This window comes from Crocosphaera sp. (assembly GCF_030064895.1).
GTDB lineage: Bacteria > Cyanobacteriota > Cyanobacteriia > Cyanobacteriales > Microcystaceae > Crocosphaera.
Genome location: NZ_JASJEB010000017.1, coordinates 40,366 through 58,048, shown reverse-complemented (window position 1 = coordinate 58,048; position 17,683 = coordinate 40,366). Strand labels below are relative to the sequence as shown.

Sequence of the window (17,683 nt, the reverse complement as noted above, 5' to 3'; positions counted from 1 at the left end):
CATTTTACTACTTTATTTATTGATTAATTCCATCACAAATACGGCGATCGCTTTCTGATAGAGTAGCATTAAATTTTAAATAATCTTTAATCCAAGCACATCCATAACGCAATTCATCGAGGGCTAAAACTTCCTTTAAATCCCATAAAATAAGCCTATTTTCCCGACTCCCTACCGCTATTTGTTGACCATCAGGACTAAAAGCAAGAGAACGAATCATACTACTATAACCGTATAAAGTTTTAATTAATTGGCCATCAAGATCCCAAAATCTTACCGTCCCGTCATCACTTCCCGATGCTATCATCTCACCATTGGGACTAAAAGCAACAGACCAAACCCTTTCTTGATGTTGGTCTAAGGTATGTAATAACTCTCCTTCCCAACTCCAGACTTTTACCGTGTTATCTCGACTTCCTGAGACAATTTTACTGCCATCGGGACTAATAGCAACACTTCTCACCGGTGCTTGATGTCCCTTAAGGGTTCTCACCAAACTACCATCCAGTCGCCAAATTTTCAGGGTTCTATCGCTACTCCCAGAAACCAAATATTGACCATCAGGACTAAAAGCGATGTCTAAAACCCCCCGAGAATGTCCTGTAATAGTTTTAGTTTTAATTGATGTATCATCCCGATGCCATAATTTAATAGTTTTATCCAAACTTCCCGAAGCAATTAATTGACTATCAGGACTAATAGCAACAGTTAAAACCCAATCAGTATGACCCTGTAACGTGCGAAAATTCTCCCCTTGACTACTCCATAACCTGACCGTTTCATCGCGACTTCCTGAGGCAAAAAACTGTCCATTGGGACTATAAACCACCGTTGATACCCCATCGGTGTGATTTTTTAGGGGAATAATTGATTTTTTTTCAGGGTTCCATAATTTTAGTGTATGATCTCGACTAGCTGTGACAATGTGGGTTTGATCGGGACTAAAAGCAATACCGCGAATTTCTGCTTTATGTTCCAAAAAATCGATCCAAAGGGGTTTATTTGGTTTCCAGAGTTTAACAGTTTTATCCCAACTTGCAGACACCCAAAATTTTTGATTGGGGTCGATCGCTAAATCTAAGATACCGTCTTCATGGCCTTTAAATGTATCGATTAATTCCCCTTCAATAGACCATAATTTAATAGTTTGATCTTCTCCTGTGGAAAAAAAGGCTTTTCTTTGAGGCACAAATTCTATATCCATAACTGCGCTAGAATGAGCAGGAATGGTCTTAACCAGATTGCCGTCTAGGTTCCATTGTTTAATATTTCCTACTTCACTACCAGAGAGAAAATAACTATCATCTTCACCCCATTCTACTTCCCAGACAGTATTATTATGACCCGTAAAAGTTTTTAGGAGTTGGCCGTTTTTGTTCCATAGTTTGATAGTTTTATCTTTGCTACTGGAGAGTAAAAATTGACCATTATGACTAAATTCTACATCATAAACTTGTGCTGTATGTCCTTCTATTTTTTTGACAAATTCTCCTTCTACTGTCCAAACTTGGAGATGATTTCCTGTTGCTGCGATCAGGGTTTTATCATCGGGACTAAAGGTAACGTCATAAACTTGTTCATCGGTGACAAGGGTATGCAAAAGTTGACCGTCAACTGTCCAAATTTTAATAGTGCGATCGATACTTGCAGAAGAAATTAGTTGATTATTATGACTAAATTTAACTTTATAAACACGGTTTGTATGACCTGAGAGTGTTTTTAATAATTTTCCGTTCCGTTGCCATAATTTTAGAGTATGATCCCAACTTGCTGTTACTAAAGTTTCCCCATCTTGACTGATATCAACTCCCCAAACCCCATCTTTATGACCTATAAAACGATTGAATTCTAATGCACCATAAACCGCTTTTCCTAACGCTATTTCTACCTCTTGTTGAGTTTCTCGATCATTAATTTTTAAGCGTTGTAACTTTCGTTTTGCTTTGATCGCTGCTATCAATGAGTTTAAACCCTGTTGCGAGACTAAATATCCTTGAGAAGAACGGGCGATCGCTTGAATCTCATTTAAAGTTGCTTGACGATATTGATTCATAGCTACCCAAATTAAACCACAGGACACCAACAAAGCAAAACTAATTACTGCAATTAATCTTTTTTGTGCTTTTACTCTCTTTTGAGTTTCTTTTAATTTTTCTGCTTCTAATTTTTGTTGAGTTTCACGGTGATCGCAGGTTTCAGAAGCTGCTAAAAATTGATAATCAAGGTCACTTAAACGATGATTTTTCGCCCATTTTTGTGCCTCTAATAAACCTGTTCCTCGTAATAGTTGAGACTGATCTTTATAGTTAGATTTAACCCATACTTTCAACAGGGAACTGTAGGGACGAAGACGATCTAATTGTTCATTAACCCAACTTTTATTAAACACCATTTCATAAATTGGGTTGCGGACTCGTAAACAAGATCCCCGTTTTTCTACGATTCCTGATAATAATAATTCCCGTTGTTCTAAACTATTATCTAAAGGAATTTGTCCCTGTTGTAAAATTTCCAGATAGCAGCTTAAAATACTTCCTATATTCCCTTCATCCCGTAGGATACGGTTGCGAATAGTGCGTAAGTGTTCCGGTTCGTCTTGAGTTTCCCAATGATCAATAATTTGCGATCGCACTAATCTTTCTATCCATTGGGGTACGGTTTCCGGGGTTAAGGAGGGAGAAGTTTCTGCAATCACCTTATGACAGAGTTTTTGCGTTAGAAACGGCTGTCCTCCCGTCCAATAGATAATTTCATCCAAAATTTGCTGTGGATAGGTTAATGACCCCTTTAAACCCCCAATCAGAGGCTTAATTTCATGGGGTTGAAACCCTCTCAATTCGATCGCTGTGCCAATATTAAAGGGGGTGCGATCTTTACTTTGGATTAATTCGGAAGGGGTAACGACACCGAATAAAGCAAAGGTTAGACGGTTATATTCGTCATTTTCTGCCCTTTCATTGTAACAAAAGCGAATTAATGCCCACAAATCGTCCACTGCAAAGGGTAATCCCAAAACACTATCAATTTCATCTATAAAAATGACAATGGGTTGAGAGGGGATTGACTCGAGGAGAATATCTTGTATAAAATGGTCTAGACGTTGTATGGGTGAAAAATCTGTTTGCTCGCTCCACCAAGCTTTTAAATTAACTTTACCAATAAGATTAAAACCGCGCCATAATTCCCAGATTACGCCTTTATACCATTGTATAGGAGTTGTGGTTTCACTGCCAATACTGGTTAAATCTAAAGAAGCGCAACGATAACCTTCTTTTTGTAAACGGTTTTTAATACGAACCCTAAGACTAGATTTTCCCATTTGACGAGTATTGAGAACATAACAAAAATCACCTTTTAACAAAGCTTGATAAAGTTGACTGTCCCCGTGACGTACCACATAACTTGGTGCATTAATTCTGAGACTTCCTCCTACTTGATATTCGTATAAAAAATCACTTTGATTTACATCAGTATTCATCTACTTTAAAACCAACCATTTATCTTGATTATAGTTTATTTTAATTAACAAAAAGTTTCTTTTTTCCATGTTATACTGTGCTTCACAGACTCTTAAATTTAAATTCTTGATAAATGGAACCTATTACTACTATTGTCACTGTTTTAGCATTAGGCGCTGCTAGTGGCTTGCAATCTGTTGCTGGAAAGGCTGTAAATGATAGCTATGAAGGCTTAAAAGCAATTATCAAACGTCGTTATCAAAATCTAAATATTCAGCCTAAGCCTATAGAAGAAAATCTTAATTCCGAGAAAGGTCGAGAAAATCTTATTAAATATTGGAGTGAAGTTAAGGCTGATCAGAAGCTGGAGATTTTAGAACAAGCTAAAATACTAATAGATCATATTCAAACTTTATCAGAGGCAGAACTAGAGGAAATCGGAATTAAATTAGAAGATATTAAAGCATTAAAATTAAATATTACTATATATATTAATCCTGGTAATTCATTGTTAAAGTCAATTTGGGATAAACTCGATCCATCTTTACAAGATGCACTTGCTTTAGCCGCAGTACAAGCGCAAAGAAAAGGTGAAAATTATATTTCTACTAAGATATTCTTTGCAACTTTAAGACGCTTGAATCCTGAACCACTGTCTGATTTTTTTAACGAGTTACCAACTGATGCACTTCCAGAACCTATATCTGAAGATATTTCAGTTGATGATAAAGTCTTTGAGAAAGTTCAATCTTTATCACCATGTATGACAAAATCTCTTACAAAACTTTCATCTAATAAAACCTTTCGTAAAAAAATTACAAATGAAGAGGTATTTGTTGATGTGGCAAAATATGGTAAGGGAAGCTCTGTGAGACGTTTACGAACCTATGGAGTTGATCCTAAGAAAATTGACAGTATAGTTAAACAACTAGGTTGGAATATAGCAGTGGAAGCATAGATTAAGACATCATATTTGAGATGAAAGCAACAGGGAACTACTATACAGTAAAAGGGGAAACGTCTTAACCTTTAGTTCGACTGCTATACAAAATAATCATCAAAGATGTAGTCCCTCTAGCAGCAGCAATTAATATAGTAGATTCGAGATAAGTTATTATCATTGATTCCTACCTCTGATTTCATCTTAATTTTAGTTGCTTGTTAGAATCGTCAACTATAAGTTACACTTCTGACATCATTCAACCACCTATACCTAATCTTCCTGCTAATGCTGGACTTAAAGGAATTAGGGTTGCTAACATTAAAAATAGAGCTAATAAACCCCATCCTGCGCGAGTATCATCGGGTTCAGTTAATTCGTTAAGACTGGGTCTTTCTAAGTCTCTTTGTAAGAATAAAATAACCACGGCCCAGTATAAAGGAATAGGGTTAGCAGGACTAAATATAGTAACAATTCCTAAAATTACTAGAGTAACAATTGTAGTTCTTCTGGCGGTTTTCCTGCCATAAATAGCTTGAATAATTCTTCCACCATCTAATTGTCCTGCTGGCATTAAATTTAAGGCTGTAACTACTAATCCTAACCAACCAACAACGGTTAAAGGATGAACATCAACAATAGCATTTTGTAACTGTTCTCCTAACACAACTTTAGCCAAACTTCCTACTAAAATTGAGCTTTGGAAAAACTGTGTAGGAACTTGAAAAAGACTGCCCTCATGGGATAAAACTAAACCGCTCATTAGTAAAATTAATGATAAAATTCCCCCACAAGCAGGCCCAGCTAAAGCAACATCAAATAAAGCATTTCGAGTAGGGATTAAAGATTCAAACCGAGTAATTGCACCAAAAGAACCAATTTGCCAAGTAGGGAGGAAAAATGGCACACTCATTTTAATATTGTATCGTTTAGCCACTATTCTATGTCCTATTTCATGAGAAATAAATATTCCCCACAAAGCTAAACCAATAGGTAAAGTGTCTAGATAGCGATTCCAATTATTAATTAAATCAAAGCCTAACAAAATACTAGCTGCTTCCAACGTTGTAAATAATGTTGCTACAAACAACACTAAGGCCAGATTTTTTTGAACTAGGGTGGTGGGTTGAGGATCATCACTACTAGGAAGAATAATAACCACTGGTTTTCCCTCAGATCCTTCCACTAAAAATAGACGATATTTCTCACCAAAAGTAGCCTTAAGTTTATCAGAAAGTTTCTGATAAGATTCCTCAGTTTCTCCTCTTAAATTACCTTTAAAAATAGCTCCTTCTTGATAAGAAATAGTTTCAGTTGCAAAGAAAGTATCAATACTAAAAATTCCTTTAATCAACAGTAAATCTTCATCAGGAACAGGTATTATATCACTCATATTTTTGTCCTTAGAATTATCATCAAAACCGGTGTTCAAAGAAGGAGTTTTGTTTTCAGCTTTTTTCGCTTCTTCCTCTTCAATTCTTTTTGCTGCTTTTTCCCGTAACATAACGTCTTGTCCCTCGGTTCTCAGCTTTTTACCTAAATAGATATAGAGAATGATTGAGGCGAGCAATAAAAATAAAATGCCAACAATATTAAGATAAATTCCTACAGCAAATAGACCAAAAAAGACTAGCCAAGGTGCCATCAAACTAACAGATTGTAGCCAGGCTAATTTACCTAATTTACCGTATCCTTTAGCACGATTATAACCCCAGGCTAACAAGCCAAAGGCAACTAAAATAATGACTAAAATGGTTGTAGTTTCTGGTGTATTTAACATAGTTTTATAAACAATAATTGCCAGTTTTGTAGAGACGTTTCATGAAACGTCTCTACGGGTTTTTGTTGCTTTCAAGGGCAGTGCGAAGATTACCATGATGCTTATCTAATAATAACTGCCCGGCTTCAGGCTCAAGTCCTGTCCAGTGCATTAATAGAGCGAGTTTAACCCGTTTACCACTGCGATCGAGTAACTCTGCTGCTTCTGGACGGCTTAACTCCGTCAATTCTTCTAGAATACGCAAAGCACGGTCATAAAGCTTGCTATTGGTCACAGAAACGTCGATCATGCGGTTGCCATAAACTTTGCCTAATTTGACCATCACCCCCGTTGAAAGGATATTTAAAGCCATTTTGGTCACCGTTCCCGCTTTGAGACGAGTTGAACCGGCTAAAATTTCCGGACCAGTTAACAAGCGAATATCAATATCTACGATTATGGGGACTTGTTCGGCTGGAACACAACTAATGGCGATAGTGGTTGCACCTCTCTGTTTAGCTGCGTTTAAAGCCCCATGAACATAGGGTGTGGTGCCTCCTGCACTGATACCTACTACCACATCCTTTTCTATAATTTTACGTTGGGCGATCGCTTCGGCCCCGTCTTGGGGACGATCTTCCAAATTTTCTGAACTCCTGATTAAAGCAGCCGCACCCCCAGCAATAATGCCCTGTACCATGTCGGGATCGGTGCAGAAGGTGGGGGGACATTCCGCAGCGTCTAGCACCCCTAAACGTCCGCTAGTACCTGCTCCAACGTAAAATAAACGACCCCCTCGACTCAGAGCCGCACTAGCAGCATCAATAGCCTGAGCCAGTTCTAATTTTGCTTGAGCGATGGCTGTTAGGGTTCGAGCATCTTCGCTGTTAAAGAGGGTCACCAACTCAACGGTATTGAGTTGATCTAAATTCTGGGAGTTGGGGTTGATCTGTTCGGTTAACAGATGACCTCGTTGTTGTATATTTTCCATAGGGGTTATAGTAAGCCTTCTAATTTACGACGCATTTGTTCTAATTCTTCTGAGGACATTCCCGAGTCTGTTGGCTCGCTTTCTGTCGCTTTTGGGGGTTCTTCTTCTTCTTCTCCCCAGGTTATCTCCTCGACGTTTTGCTCCGGAGGAATGGCTAACTCACCAGCAGCGATTAGTTCCCAGTCATAGTCTGCTTGACGACAAAATTCCTCAATTTCCCCTGAGTCAAAGCGTTCAACAGTGGGGGTGGGAAAGTCTTGTGCTTCGAGTAGTAAGGCATAGCGAGTGGCATCGTCCTCTGACTCGAACATCAAAATTTTATTGCGATCGCCCATTTGCACCGTATGAATGCCTTCGTTTTCGGTTCGGGCGTTAAAGAGTAGTACGTAAATTTCACTCATCAGAAATTTTGGGTTTGAAACCCCGTCCTCTCTTGGTCAGTCTGAGATGCGGAAGTAAATTCCGCCTCATCCGACCGCTTCCAGGACGGCTTTACAGTTCCCTTACGGGAAGCGAGTTTTGAAAAACCTATAAGGCCGAGACCCGCAAACTCGTTTAAAGTCCCCTCCCGCAACACAACTAAGATGTCCTGTCTAATAGCACCTCACCAATTAGGTTTACAGATGGTCCGAACTAGGGAAGCATTCGGAAGTGTGTACCAAGCTGTGTCTCAATGCGGTATTCACCTCTTACGTCACTTAGATTGGTCTAGGCAATCCCTACCCTAAAAGTGCAGGGTTGGTGAACGAACTCAGTTAGATTAAGATCATTGTTACTTAGAATATCTGATTTATGGTTTTTTAACAGAATGTTGGCAGAAGTCCCCCGCTAAAAATATTACCAACAATTTTAACCCCCCTTAATCAGGGGGGAATTCAAGGTGATATCGGCTAGCTAAGAGGAGTAAAAAAAAGAATCTTCCGTTATAATTTGTGATTATAACGGAAGATTGTCAATTTGTTAAAAATTAACCAACAAAAGCTTTGCGGGGTTCAGAAACACCGGCAGACTCTGTTCCTTTGAGGTAAGCTAACATGGTGTCAGCGTCGGATACTTCAAAGGGGTCAGTAGGACAGTTATCGCTGAAGTCAGCTTCAACAAACATTTTCTCGATCTTGCAGTCGTTGACTAACATAGAGTAACGCCAAGAACGCATACCAAAACCGAGGTTAGATTTCTCTACTAACATACCCATTTTACGGCTGAATTCGCCGTTTCCATCGGGTAATAAGAAGACGTTTTTGGCTTCTTGTTGTTTACCCCATTGGAACATCACAAAAGCATCATTCACTGACACACAAATGATTTGGTCAACTCCTAAACCTTTGAATTCTTCGTATAACTCTTCGTAGCGAGGTAAGTGGTTAGAGGAACAAGTGGGAGTAAAGGCACCAGGTAAGGAAAAAACAATCACTTTTTTCCCTTTGAAAATTTCTTCGGTGGTTACATCTTGCCAACGATAAGGGTTGGGACCGGCAACAGACTCATCACGGACACGGGTTTTAAAGACAACACTGGGTACAGTCTCAACAACAGCCATACTTCACCTCTTAACAATGAATTTTGTATTGGTTTTTACCGACGTATATCAGAATAATTCTTATTTAAGAAAAAGTCAATAGTAATAAATACTCAGTTTATTGAACAATTTTAAGATATGAAATAATTTCAAAAACCTTAAATTATAATATAGGAACACAAAAACGAGAGCAAGTTAAAACCATGAAGAAAGAAGCTAATAAGATCGTAAACGCATTAAAAGCCAAGAAATTGAGAGTTACACCGCAACGTTTCGCTGTTTACGCCAATTTACTCCAGAGAAACGATCATCCGACGGCAGAACAGATTTTAAAGGATCTCAATGAAAATGTTCCAATTTCTTCGCAAGCAACGGTTTACACTGCCTTACAAGCGTTACGTGAGGTGGGTTTAATCAGAGAAGTGTTGTTAGAGCCAGGGGTATGTCGCTATGATGCTAACGTAGAATCCCATCATCACTTTCGTTGTCGTTGTTGTGGAGTGATTGAGGATATTCCTTGGGAGACTTTTCAACCCTTAGATTTACAAGGGTTACGTCCAGGTATTACCCCGGAACGTTATGAAGTGATTGTTGAGGGAGTTTGCGATCGCTGTAAAGAAGTGTGAACTACCCCAAATAAATCACAGATTTTATCTACACATTATCGGTATGATGATTTATTTGACAGTTAAATATAGCAATCACAATAATGATTGATGAGATATAATTTTTGTTTATCTTTTCCCTTGTACTCAAAGTTAATTCTCACAACTGATTACTGATTGCTATATTGCTTATATTTTCTTTTCTTTGCCAACGAGTATTTCTATCTCCTCAACTAAATTATCGATGTCTAAATGTTGAAAATCGCGATCGCGCAATAATTGTGCTTGCTCCAATAGCCAGGAATCATATTCTGTATAAATATTATATCTTAACATAGTTCCTAAGACTTTAAAAATTAGCTGTTAGTCTTATTTTACTGTGCGCTCTAGTCATCTTGATTATTATTGTCTCAAATTCAGAAAAGCGATCGCTCAATTTTATCCATCGTTGATAATATCTTCCAAGCTGTATTTTCGTTCTTGAGGAAAGCGATCGCCATTGATACTACTTTTGGTTTTTTTGACCGCAGCTTGATATGCTTTACTATAGAGAAAGTCTAAACGTTGAGCGAGATGGTTGCGTAAATTAGTGGTTAATTTATTGTTAAGCTGTAGTCTGAATCCTGTTATTTCCGCCTCCCAATGATTGCGATTCCACTCCGATTCTTCGTACCAGTATTCAATTAGTAACAGATGAAGCATAATTAAGTAAGCAAATTGCTCCACCGATGACTTTTCGCCTCTTACCAATGCTTCTATCTCCTCAACTAAATTATCGATGTCTAAATGTTGAAAATTGCGATCGCGTAATAATTGTGCTTGTTCCAATAGCCAGGAATCATATTCTGTATCAATGTTATGTTTTAACATAGTTCCTAAGACTTTAAAAATTAGCTGTTAGTCTTATTTTACTGTGCGATCTAGTCATGTTGATTATTATTGTCTCAAATTAAGGAAAGCGATAGCTTTATTTTATCAATCGTTGATAATATCTTCCAAATTGTATTTTTGTTTACCCAAACTTATTATTTGCGTATATGAGGTAAGATATCTCTCTACCAGGGGCCTTCATCTCTGCTTCCGCTAAGGCTACACGCTCATTCTGTACAGAGAAGAAACTTTTAGCTGCTTTTCCAATATTTAATTTAGCTAAATTTTCAATAATTTCAGCAGACGTAACTACCAAAGTTTCAAGGGTGCCAGTAGTTGTCTTCATGTTGTGAATCTTCATGTAGTGCTTGTATTCCAAAGTTAAATATTCAATTTCCTCATTTAATTCATCTAAGCTAGTTTTAGAATCAAGTGTTTTTCGGAGCCATCTCTTCATTCCTAGAAATAGCCTTCGTGTTTCAGGCTCTTCTTTAAAGTCCATGATTTGGCTGATTGAAACATCGTTTGTTGGTAGAGGTAACTTATCTAGAATTATGTGAGCTACATTCTGTTTATCATTAGCAGTTATAACTTTACGTAGTTTTTTAGGTGCAACTGATGTGAATTTAGCAATATCGAAAGATAAATTTGAATTTACAATTGGAACAACATCTAGCTCATATTTCTTGTTTAAAAGTAAAGCATCTCGCCTTGCCTGAAGATCATGATTGAATTGGCCAAAATCTGAAAATTCCTGCAATGCCTTCTTGAAACCTAGACGCTTAAGGCGATGAAATAAATTTTTAACTTCTTCTCTATCGACCTCTATATTACTTACAAATTTCTCCTCATTATTCCTAACTCTATGTAAACAGGGCCAGTAATGCATTAGCACTCTACCTGTGTTCCGTGTTGCCTCAGCTAGCGGACCTGAGTGTAATGTTGCAGCCGATTCTGAAAATTTGAAGTAGCCACGCTCATAGATCTCTTCAAGTTCACTTACACCCCAGTTTAAGACAGATCTATATTCTTCAGGACAGACATATATCTTGTCAAAAAAAAGCATATCTCTCTTTAGCTCATTTAGTAAGCCTTGTCGAGCGAGATTTGATCTATCTGTATCAATAGGCTCGAATAGAGAGCTTAGGAAATCCGCTCTTCCTTCAAATATAGCAGTCGCCAAAGCTATTAGGACATTTTTCTGTTCCCTGTTCCCTGTTCCCTGTTCCCTTAAAATATAATTTATGTGTCCTAACTAGCCTGTCTATTGCTATATAATGGGTGTCTTATGTTTAAGTTTGACCTTTTCCAAAAGCTCTTCTGTATCAAAAGCAAATGGAGTAGGCACAACTTGTTTGAATTTATAGCCATAAACTCCAAGCAAGCTTTTGATACCGATGAATTCACTCACTAATTACCTCCAAGATATGCAGATCAACTATTTATTGTACGGAATATCTATAATTGTAGTAAAAATACAACTAAACCCCAAATCGCACTAATTGTTTTAATCCTGAATCTCAAAATCAATTACATTCTAAAAGTGAAAGAGCTTTCTTTTTAATCATATTGAGATCGACCTTTTCTTCAAGCATATCGACAGTTAGTTTTCCTTCAAATGCCTCAAAAGAAGCCTCTTTAATTGCTCGCGGATATGCTTCGTCAATTATTTCTTTCAGGACATCACTATTGGCATAATGCCCCCCTGACTTTCTTCTTTTATTAGTACGATTGATATTGTCAATTGAGTTAAAAATTGATCGATCCCAGGAGCTAGTGGTTCTTTGTTCTGCCTGTTGTTTAATTAGATGAAGCAAAAGAATCACCATATAGCTGTAGATTTTATTAAGCTTATCTTCCTTTGACATTTCATCTATTTCATCAATAATTTGCAAAGCACCAATATAGTCCTGTGCTTCAATTTTTTTCCTTAATTCTTCGATTTCATACATACTTTTGATTTACCGATGGCGATATACTAATTGTATCAATTTGTTCTGGTGCAAGTATTTGATATAATGATTATCACTATTAAAAATAAGCAGAGTAATGTGGGCAATTTTAAGCGGAATTGAAGGAAATATAGCAGCTTACGAGGCAGTATTGGCAGATATCAAACGCCAACGCATCCCAGTAGAAACATTGTATATTTTAGGGGACACTATAGCAGCAAACCCCAATAGCGAAAAAGTAATTAAACGAATTCAAAACCCTTTACCTGGAGAATTACAACCTCAAGTCTGTGTAGGTTGGTGGGAGGAACAATGTTTTGCTTTACACGCTATGGGTTCAACAGGAGAACCCACAGAATTAATCGATCGCTTTGGTATGGAAACCGTTAAACTTCTTTGGGACTCTGTATCTCGTGAAACGGTACTATGGTTACGCAACTGTCATTTTGGCTTCTTTGAATTAGATTGTTTGTTAATTCACGGCAGCACTGTTAGTGCCAGCGATGAGCTAACCCCCGAAACCCCACCCTGGCAAATGCTAGACCGTTTGCAGAGAGTTGAGGCCAATTCTCTTTTTTGTGGTCGTTCTGGTCAAGTATTTGAATATGTACTACAAGGAGGCTCGGTTAACAGTTCGGTGATGACTTTAGATAACCAGCAACCCATGCAAACAATGACTGCACCCAAAAGAAGGGTTGTAGGGGTGGGGAATGTGGGTAGAGAACCCGGAAACGCTACTTATACCCTTTATAGTCCCAATAGCGATCGCTTGGAGTTTAAGACAGTTTACTATGGGGAGAAAAAGGGTTTTGCTAATTGAATAAAATTAATTCAATTCTTTGTCTTTGGTTGTAGTAGGAACAGACAAACAATGCTCGATCTGTTGATACAATTTATCCTTATCTAAATTTTGTCCAATGAAAACTAATTGATTTTTTGGTGTACCTTTCCATTGATCATCTTCTAAACTAAACCGTTTACCACTAAGATGAAAAATGTGGCGATCTTCACTTTCATCAAACCACAAAATACCTTTAGCTCGAAAAACATTTTTTGGCAGTTGGTTATCTAGAAAATATTGAAATTTCCTAATAGAAAAAGGTTTATCGCTTTCAAAAGAAATGGAGGTAAAACCATCATTTTCTAAATGATGGGAATGGTGATCATGGTTATGGTGATCATGGTCGTGATTGTGGTGAGCATGGTGATCATGATCGTGGTCGTGATCGTGGTCGTGATCGTGGTGAGCATGGTGATCATGATCGTGATGATGTTCAACCTCTTGATGTTCAAAATATTTATCAGATTCAAATAATCCCACACTCAGAATTAAAGGCAAGGAAACTTGAGATTTCTTAGTACGCAAAATTCTAGCGGATTCTCTAATATCTCTAATTCTATTTTCTAAAGAATCAACCTCATTTTCATCTACTAAATCAGTCTTATTTAAAACAATAATATCTCCATAAGCAATCTGACTTTTTGCCGCTTCAGACTCGAATAAATCTAGACTAAAATTACAACAATCTACCATAGTAACAATAGAATCTAGACGAGTCATCTCTCTTAATTCTGTTCCTAAAAACGTTAAGGCAACTGGAAGGGGATCGGCTAATCCTGTGGTTTCAACAATTAGATAATCTACTTTTTCAGGACGATCTAAAATTTTATGAACTGCTTGCACCAAATCTTCATTAATTGTGCAACAAACACAGCCATTATTGAGTTCAACTACATTATCCTCAGTGCTAATAATTAACTCATTATCAATGCCAATCTCTCCAAATTCATTAACTAAAACTGCTGTTTTTATTCCTTCTTGATTGGTTAAAATATGGTTGAGTAGTGTTGTTTTTCCACTTCCCAAAAACCCAGTAATAACTGTTACAGGTAAGCCCTGTTTTCCTGCATCCATTGTGTCATTGTTTGCTGACTGTTTATCCACTATTTGCATAATTTTTTCTGTAGTTAATTTATGGACAAGATAACAACCAAAAGGTATATTCACTCTATCGGTTGATATACCTTGTCTTTGTATATTAACTCATTAACCGTTAAAATGATAATCATTATCATTCTTGTATAGGAAGTATCTAGAGGTTGTCTGCGAATGAATACCAAGAATCCCCAATTTGATGTTGTAATTGTCGGGGCCGGGGCTGCTGGAATTGGTTGTGCAGTAGTCTTAAAAGATTTAGGAATTGAAAACTTTGTTATTTTAGAACGGCATCAAGTGGGAGCTTCTTTTAGTCGTTGGCCAGAAGAAATGCGATTCATTACGCCATCGTTTCCCAGTCATGGTTTTGGACTGCTGGATCTCAATTCAGTAGTATTAAAAACTTCTCCCGCCCTCACATTTAGACAGGAACATCTTTCGGGGAAAGATTATGCCTTATATTTGGAGACTATCGCCGAATATCTTGAACTTCCTGTAAAAACCGAGACGAATGTAGAAAAAATTGAAGCTTTACCTCAATGCAAGGGGTTTGTTATTCAAACCAATAGAGGAGAGTTGAGATCGCAGTTTGTAATTTGGGCAGCAGGAGAATTTCAATATCCTCGTTTAACCCCCTTTCCAGGTGCGGATTTATGTATTCATAATTCTCAAGTACGTTCTTGGTCCGAGCTTGAAGGAGATGAATTTGTGGTTATTGGGGGCTATGAAAGCGGTGTAGATGCGGCATCAAACTTGGCAGCATTAGGGAAAAAAGTAAAGTTATTAGACCGCAACAGTAGCTGGTTAAACTTAGACCCCGACCCCAGTATTTCCTTATCTCCCTATAGCCTAATGCGTCTAGAAATAGCTTATTCTATGGGTCGAGTGGAGCTAATTGGGGAACAGGACATCAAAGCAGTCAAGGCTGTGGAAAATGGATATATGGTAGAGAGTGAGTCTGAAAAGTGGTTTAGTTCTACAGCACCGATTCTCTGTACCGGTTTTGATACCAGTTTAAAACAGATTGCTCCTATGTTTGATTGGTCAAACGGCCATGCAGCACTGACTCAAGAAGATGAGTCTACCGTAACCCCAGGATTATTTGTTGTAGGGCCTTCGGTACGTCACGGCGAGTTAATTTTTTGCTTTATTTACAAATTCCGACAACGATTTGCCGTGGTAGTTAATGCGATCGCTCAACGTCTGGAAATCGACACGACTCCCTTAGAAGTATATCGCCGGGAAGGCTTGTTTTTAGAGGACCTTTCTTGCTGCGATAACGATTGTATTTGTTAAAGTATAAGATGTATCCTGTGTTGCTATATCTGTCCTAGCAATCGGTCATAATCTGCGTGCGAGCCGATCCAAAACCAAATCACTGTGTCTCCTTCTACTTGACCAACTGCTCGGTAGTTTTTGTTGATGCGAGCAGAGAAAATTGGAAGTTCTGGATGCACTTTCTTAAAACGCAAGCTTGGATAGCTTGAGTCTTGCTGAAACTGGCGATAAGCTGCACGGGCCTGTTGTTGAACCTGCTGAGGTAAATCAGCAAACATTTTGCGGAATTGAGCGGTAGTGCGTGATTTCACAGGTTATCTGGGTCGAGTTCTTGGGTTTCACCATCGTGGTACTCAGCCATTGCTGAAGCAGCAAGCTTGGCGAGAACGTCTGGAGAACTGGAGAATGAATCATCCCAACGCCTTTCATCCTCAATTTCCTCTAAGATAATCGAGGCAATTGCGTTCTGTTCACTTTCAGTTAAGGTCTGTAACCTAGCGATCGCACGGTCAAGTAACTCAGTCATTGCTATTTCACTTAGAACATAAACTATATCTTTTTCATTATCCGTGTTTTCAGCCAAATTGAGCAGAGTCTGAAGTTCATTCACCAGATCGAACCCTATCTATCGAATTGATAACTAGCAAGTTGAGTTGAAAAGAAAATGAATATTTTTACAGCCTCAAAAATAGAGCGCGATTGTGTTGTTGTCATTGGCAAAGAAAATACTGGCAAATCCCAACTAATTGCTTCTCTGACGGGCAAATCTGCATATAGTGACAATTTTCGTGGCTCTACAATAGCTTGCGAAACTTATCAATCTGAAGCGTATACTTTTATTGATACCCCTGGAATTCTTTATCGTTCCGACACTGTAACCACTAGGCAAGCTTTAAGACAGTTGCAAGAGAATGACACTGTGTTATTAGTAGTCAAGGCAACCGACGTAGATCAAGATTTAGCAGACTTATTACCCTTAGTAGCAGATAAACGGGGTATTGTGGTGATTACTTTTTGGGATAAGCTATCCTCCACTACTCACAATCAAGAAGTGGTTCGAGAGTGGAGCCAAAATTCTAACCTGAGCATTGTAACTGTAGATGCTCGCTACCTGACACCAGAACAGCAAAACTTGATTGTAGATGCTCTAGGAGAACCTCATCCTTTTCCTATAGAATGGATTCCTCAAAGAGCCGGCTGGCATATTCAACCGCAACGGACGCTGCTAGAACATCCTAACCTGGGCTGGTTAGTAGCGATCGCCTTATTACTGATTCCTGCCATAATTGCTGTTTGGGGGGCTAACTCCTTTGCAACTATAGTAGACCCGATAATGCAAGCTGTGATCGCTTCTTTGATTGAACCTTTATCACAACTCCCCATCGGGTTAAGAGAAATACTCATAGGGCAGTATGGACTGGTAACGATGGGGCCGTTGCTATTTATTTGGGCAATGCCGACGGTAGTTCTTTATGCTTTATTTTTGGGTGTATATAAAGCTAGTGGTTTGGTAGAACGGATTACGATTACTCTCGATCCTTTACTGCGTAAGTTCGGGTTATCGGGAAGGGATTTAGTGCGAGTAATTATGGGGTTTGGCTGTAATGTTCCTGCGGTAATTAACACTCGTGGTTGTTCTAGTTGTTCTAGAGGAACTTGTATTTCAGCGATCGCCTTTGGTTCAGCTTGTTCTTATCAGTTTGGCGCAACTTTAGGGGTGTTTAGTGCTGCTAAGTTAACTTATTTGGTAATTCCTTATTTACTGTATCTAAGCACAACGACTTTGATATATACTCGCATCATTTCTTCTTCTACAGCAAAATCAACTAAAAATTCCCTGGTAATTGAAGGAAGAGCATTTTTAGAATTTCCCCGTTGGTCGGTTATTTGGCGCGAAGCTAAGTCAACTATTCAACAATTTTTGTTCAATGCAATCCCCATCTTTGTAATTATTACGATTATTGCTTCTCTATTGAATTGGTTAGGAGTGATTGCAACTTTAGCCAATATTATCAATCCTTTAATGGGATGGTTTAATCTACCTCCTGAAGCGTCATTACCTATTGTTTTAGCTTCTATTCGTAAAGACGGTTTACTGCTATTTGCCGAACCAGAAACCTTGGCTATGTTGACCCCATTACAAGTTTTGACTGGGGTTTATTTAGCAGGAGTATTACTGCCTTGTTTAGTTACTTTGTTAACCATTATGCAGGAAAAATCTTCTCGATTTGCCTTATTGTTGTTAGGTAAACAAGCGATCGCTGCGATCGTTTTTTCTTTATTACTTGCTTGGGGTGGACTGTTAATTAGCTAAAGTTGGCACTGTTTAATTCAATTGTGCTTGCAATTATTAAACAGTTTTTAGTATTATTGAA

17 protein-coding genes are annotated in these 17,683 nt (G+C 38.1%); 5 read left to right on the top strand and 12 right to left on the bottom strand.

Going from position 1 to position 17,683, the window contains the following annotated elements:
- Nucleotides 1-16: 16 nt before the first annotated feature.
- The gene (locus QNJ66_RS06885; RefSeq protein WP_300504404.1) at nucleotides 17-3,478 is read right to left on the bottom strand and encodes an AAA-like domain-containing protein; all 3,462 of its coding nucleotides are present in this window, start codon (nucleotides 3,476-3,478) and stop codon (nucleotides 17-19) included.
- Between the two features lie 113 nt (nucleotides 3,479-3,591).
- Between QNJ66_RS06885 and QNJ66_RS06880 the strand changes: the two genes are divergently transcribed.
- Entirely contained in the window at nucleotides 3,592-4,416 is an 825-nt protein-coding gene (locus tag QNJ66_RS06880) for a hypothetical protein (protein ID WP_300504401.1), read from the top strand.
- 241 nt (nucleotides 4,417-4,657) lie between these two features.
- Here the strand turns inward: QNJ66_RS06880 and QNJ66_RS06875 are convergent, their stop codons facing one another.
- From QNJ66_RS06875 to QNJ66_RS06860, 4 genes are all read right to left on the bottom strand, one after another.
- Entirely contained in the window at nucleotides 4,658-6,178 is a 1,521-nt protein-coding gene (locus QNJ66_RS06875; protein ID WP_300504398.1) for a site-2 protease family protein, read from the bottom strand.
- A gap of 52 nt (nucleotides 6,179-6,230) precedes the next feature.
- The gene (gene murQ / locus QNJ66_RS06870; RefSeq protein ID WP_300504395.1) at nucleotides 6,231-7,148 is read right to left on the bottom strand and encodes an N-acetylmuramic acid 6-phosphate etherase; all 918 of its coding nucleotides are present in this window, start codon (nucleotides 7,146-7,148) and stop codon (nucleotides 6,231-6,233) included.
- A gap of 5 nt (nucleotides 7,149-7,153) precedes the next feature.
- Nucleotides 7,154-7,549, bottom strand: coding sequence for a DUF3110 domain-containing protein (locus QNJ66_RS06865; protein ID WP_300504394.1), 396 nt, complete (start codon nucleotides 7,547-7,549; stop codon nucleotides 7,154-7,156).
- A 566-nt stretch (nucleotides 7,550-8,115) separates the two neighbouring features.
- On the bottom strand, nucleotides 8,116-8,688 hold the full coding sequence (locus tag QNJ66_RS06860) for a peroxiredoxin (RefSeq protein WP_300504391.1): 573 nt from the start codon (nucleotides 8,686-8,688) through the stop codon (nucleotides 8,116-8,118).
- A 182-nt stretch (nucleotides 8,689-8,870) separates the two neighbouring features.
- Here QNJ66_RS06860 and QNJ66_RS06855 point away from each other — a divergent pair, with 182 nt between their 5' ends.
- The gene (locus QNJ66_RS06855; protein ID WP_300504389.1) at nucleotides 8,871-9,293 is read left to right on the top strand and encodes a Fur family transcriptional regulator; all 423 of its coding nucleotides are present in this window, start codon (nucleotides 8,871-8,873) and stop codon (nucleotides 9,291-9,293) included.
- A gap of 168 nt (nucleotides 9,294-9,461) precedes the next feature.
- Here QNJ66_RS06855 and QNJ66_RS06850 read toward each other — a convergent pair whose 3' ends face one another.
- The 4 genes from QNJ66_RS06850 to QNJ66_RS06835 all read right to left on the bottom strand — a co-directional run bounded on the left by QNJ66_RS06850 (nucleotide 9,462) and on the right by QNJ66_RS06835 (nucleotide 12,094).
- A complete protein-coding gene (locus QNJ66_RS06850; RefSeq protein ID WP_300504386.1) occupies nucleotides 9,462-9,608 on the bottom strand; it encodes a DUF29 family protein in 147 nt (48 codons plus the stop codon).
- Nucleotides 9,609-9,710: 102 nt separating this feature from the next.
- Nucleotides 9,711-10,142 carry a DUF29 domain-containing protein gene (locus tag QNJ66_RS06845; protein ID WP_300504383.1) on the bottom strand — a complete coding sequence of 144 codons (432 nt, stop codon included), beginning with the start codon at nucleotides 10,140-10,142 and terminating at the stop codon, nucleotides 9,711-9,713.
- A gap of 142 nt (nucleotides 10,143-10,284) precedes the next feature.
- Nucleotides 10,285-11,208 (bottom strand): hypothetical protein, encoded by a 924-nt coding sequence (locus QNJ66_RS06840; protein WP_300504380.1) that lies wholly within the window; start codon nucleotides 11,206-11,208, stop codon nucleotides 10,285-10,287.
- Nucleotides 11,209-11,668: 460 nt separating this feature from the next.
- Nucleotides 11,669-12,094 (bottom strand): DUF29 family protein, encoded by a 426-nt coding sequence (locus QNJ66_RS06835; protein WP_300504378.1) that lies wholly within the window; start codon nucleotides 12,092-12,094, stop codon nucleotides 11,669-11,671.
- Between the two features lie 97 nt (nucleotides 12,095-12,191).
- Between QNJ66_RS06835 and QNJ66_RS06830 the strand changes: the two genes are divergently transcribed.
- Nucleotides 12,192-12,914: a metallophosphatase gene (locus tag QNJ66_RS06830; protein ID WP_300504375.1), complete on the top strand. Its 723-nt coding sequence runs from the start codon at nucleotides 12,192-12,194 to the stop codon at nucleotides 12,912-12,914.
- A gap of 6 nt (nucleotides 12,915-12,920) precedes the next feature.
- Here QNJ66_RS06830 and QNJ66_RS06825 read toward each other — a convergent pair whose 3' ends face one another.
- A complete protein-coding gene (locus QNJ66_RS06825) occupies nucleotides 12,921-14,048 on the bottom strand; it encodes a GTP-binding protein (RefSeq protein ID WP_300504445.1) in 1,128 nt (375 codons plus the stop codon).
- 156 nt (nucleotides 14,049-14,204) lie between these two features.
- Here QNJ66_RS06825 and QNJ66_RS06820 point away from each other — a divergent pair, with 156 nt between their 5' ends.
- Nucleotides 14,205-15,326 (top strand): NAD(P)/FAD-dependent oxidoreductase, encoded by a 1,122-nt coding sequence (locus tag QNJ66_RS06820; RefSeq protein WP_300504372.1) that lies wholly within the window; start codon nucleotides 14,205-14,207, stop codon nucleotides 15,324-15,326.
- A gap of 23 nt (nucleotides 15,327-15,349) precedes the next feature.
- On the opposite strand, the gene QNJ66_RS06815 is transcribed toward QNJ66_RS06820, so the two are convergent.
- Nucleotides 15,350-15,619 carry a hypothetical protein gene (locus tag QNJ66_RS06815; protein ID WP_293112469.1) on the bottom strand — a complete coding sequence of 90 codons (270 nt, stop codon included), beginning with the start codon at nucleotides 15,617-15,619 and terminating at the stop codon, nucleotides 15,350-15,352.
- Complete coding sequence (locus QNJ66_RS06810; RefSeq protein ID WP_300504442.1) at nucleotides 15,616-15,834, bottom strand: hypothetical protein; 219 nt, start codon at nucleotides 15,832-15,834, stop codon at nucleotides 15,616-15,618. The genes QNJ66_RS06815 and QNJ66_RS06810 overlap by 4 nt, the downstream gene beginning before the upstream one ends.
- 138 nt (nucleotides 15,835-15,972) lie before the next feature.
- Between QNJ66_RS06810 and QNJ66_RS06805 the strand changes: the two genes are divergently transcribed.
- Nucleotides 15,973-17,622 (top strand): nucleoside recognition domain-containing protein, encoded by a 1,650-nt coding sequence (locus QNJ66_RS06805; RefSeq protein ID WP_300504369.1) that lies wholly within the window; start codon nucleotides 15,973-15,975, stop codon nucleotides 17,620-17,622.
- Nucleotides 17,623-17,683: the final 61 nt, after the last annotated feature.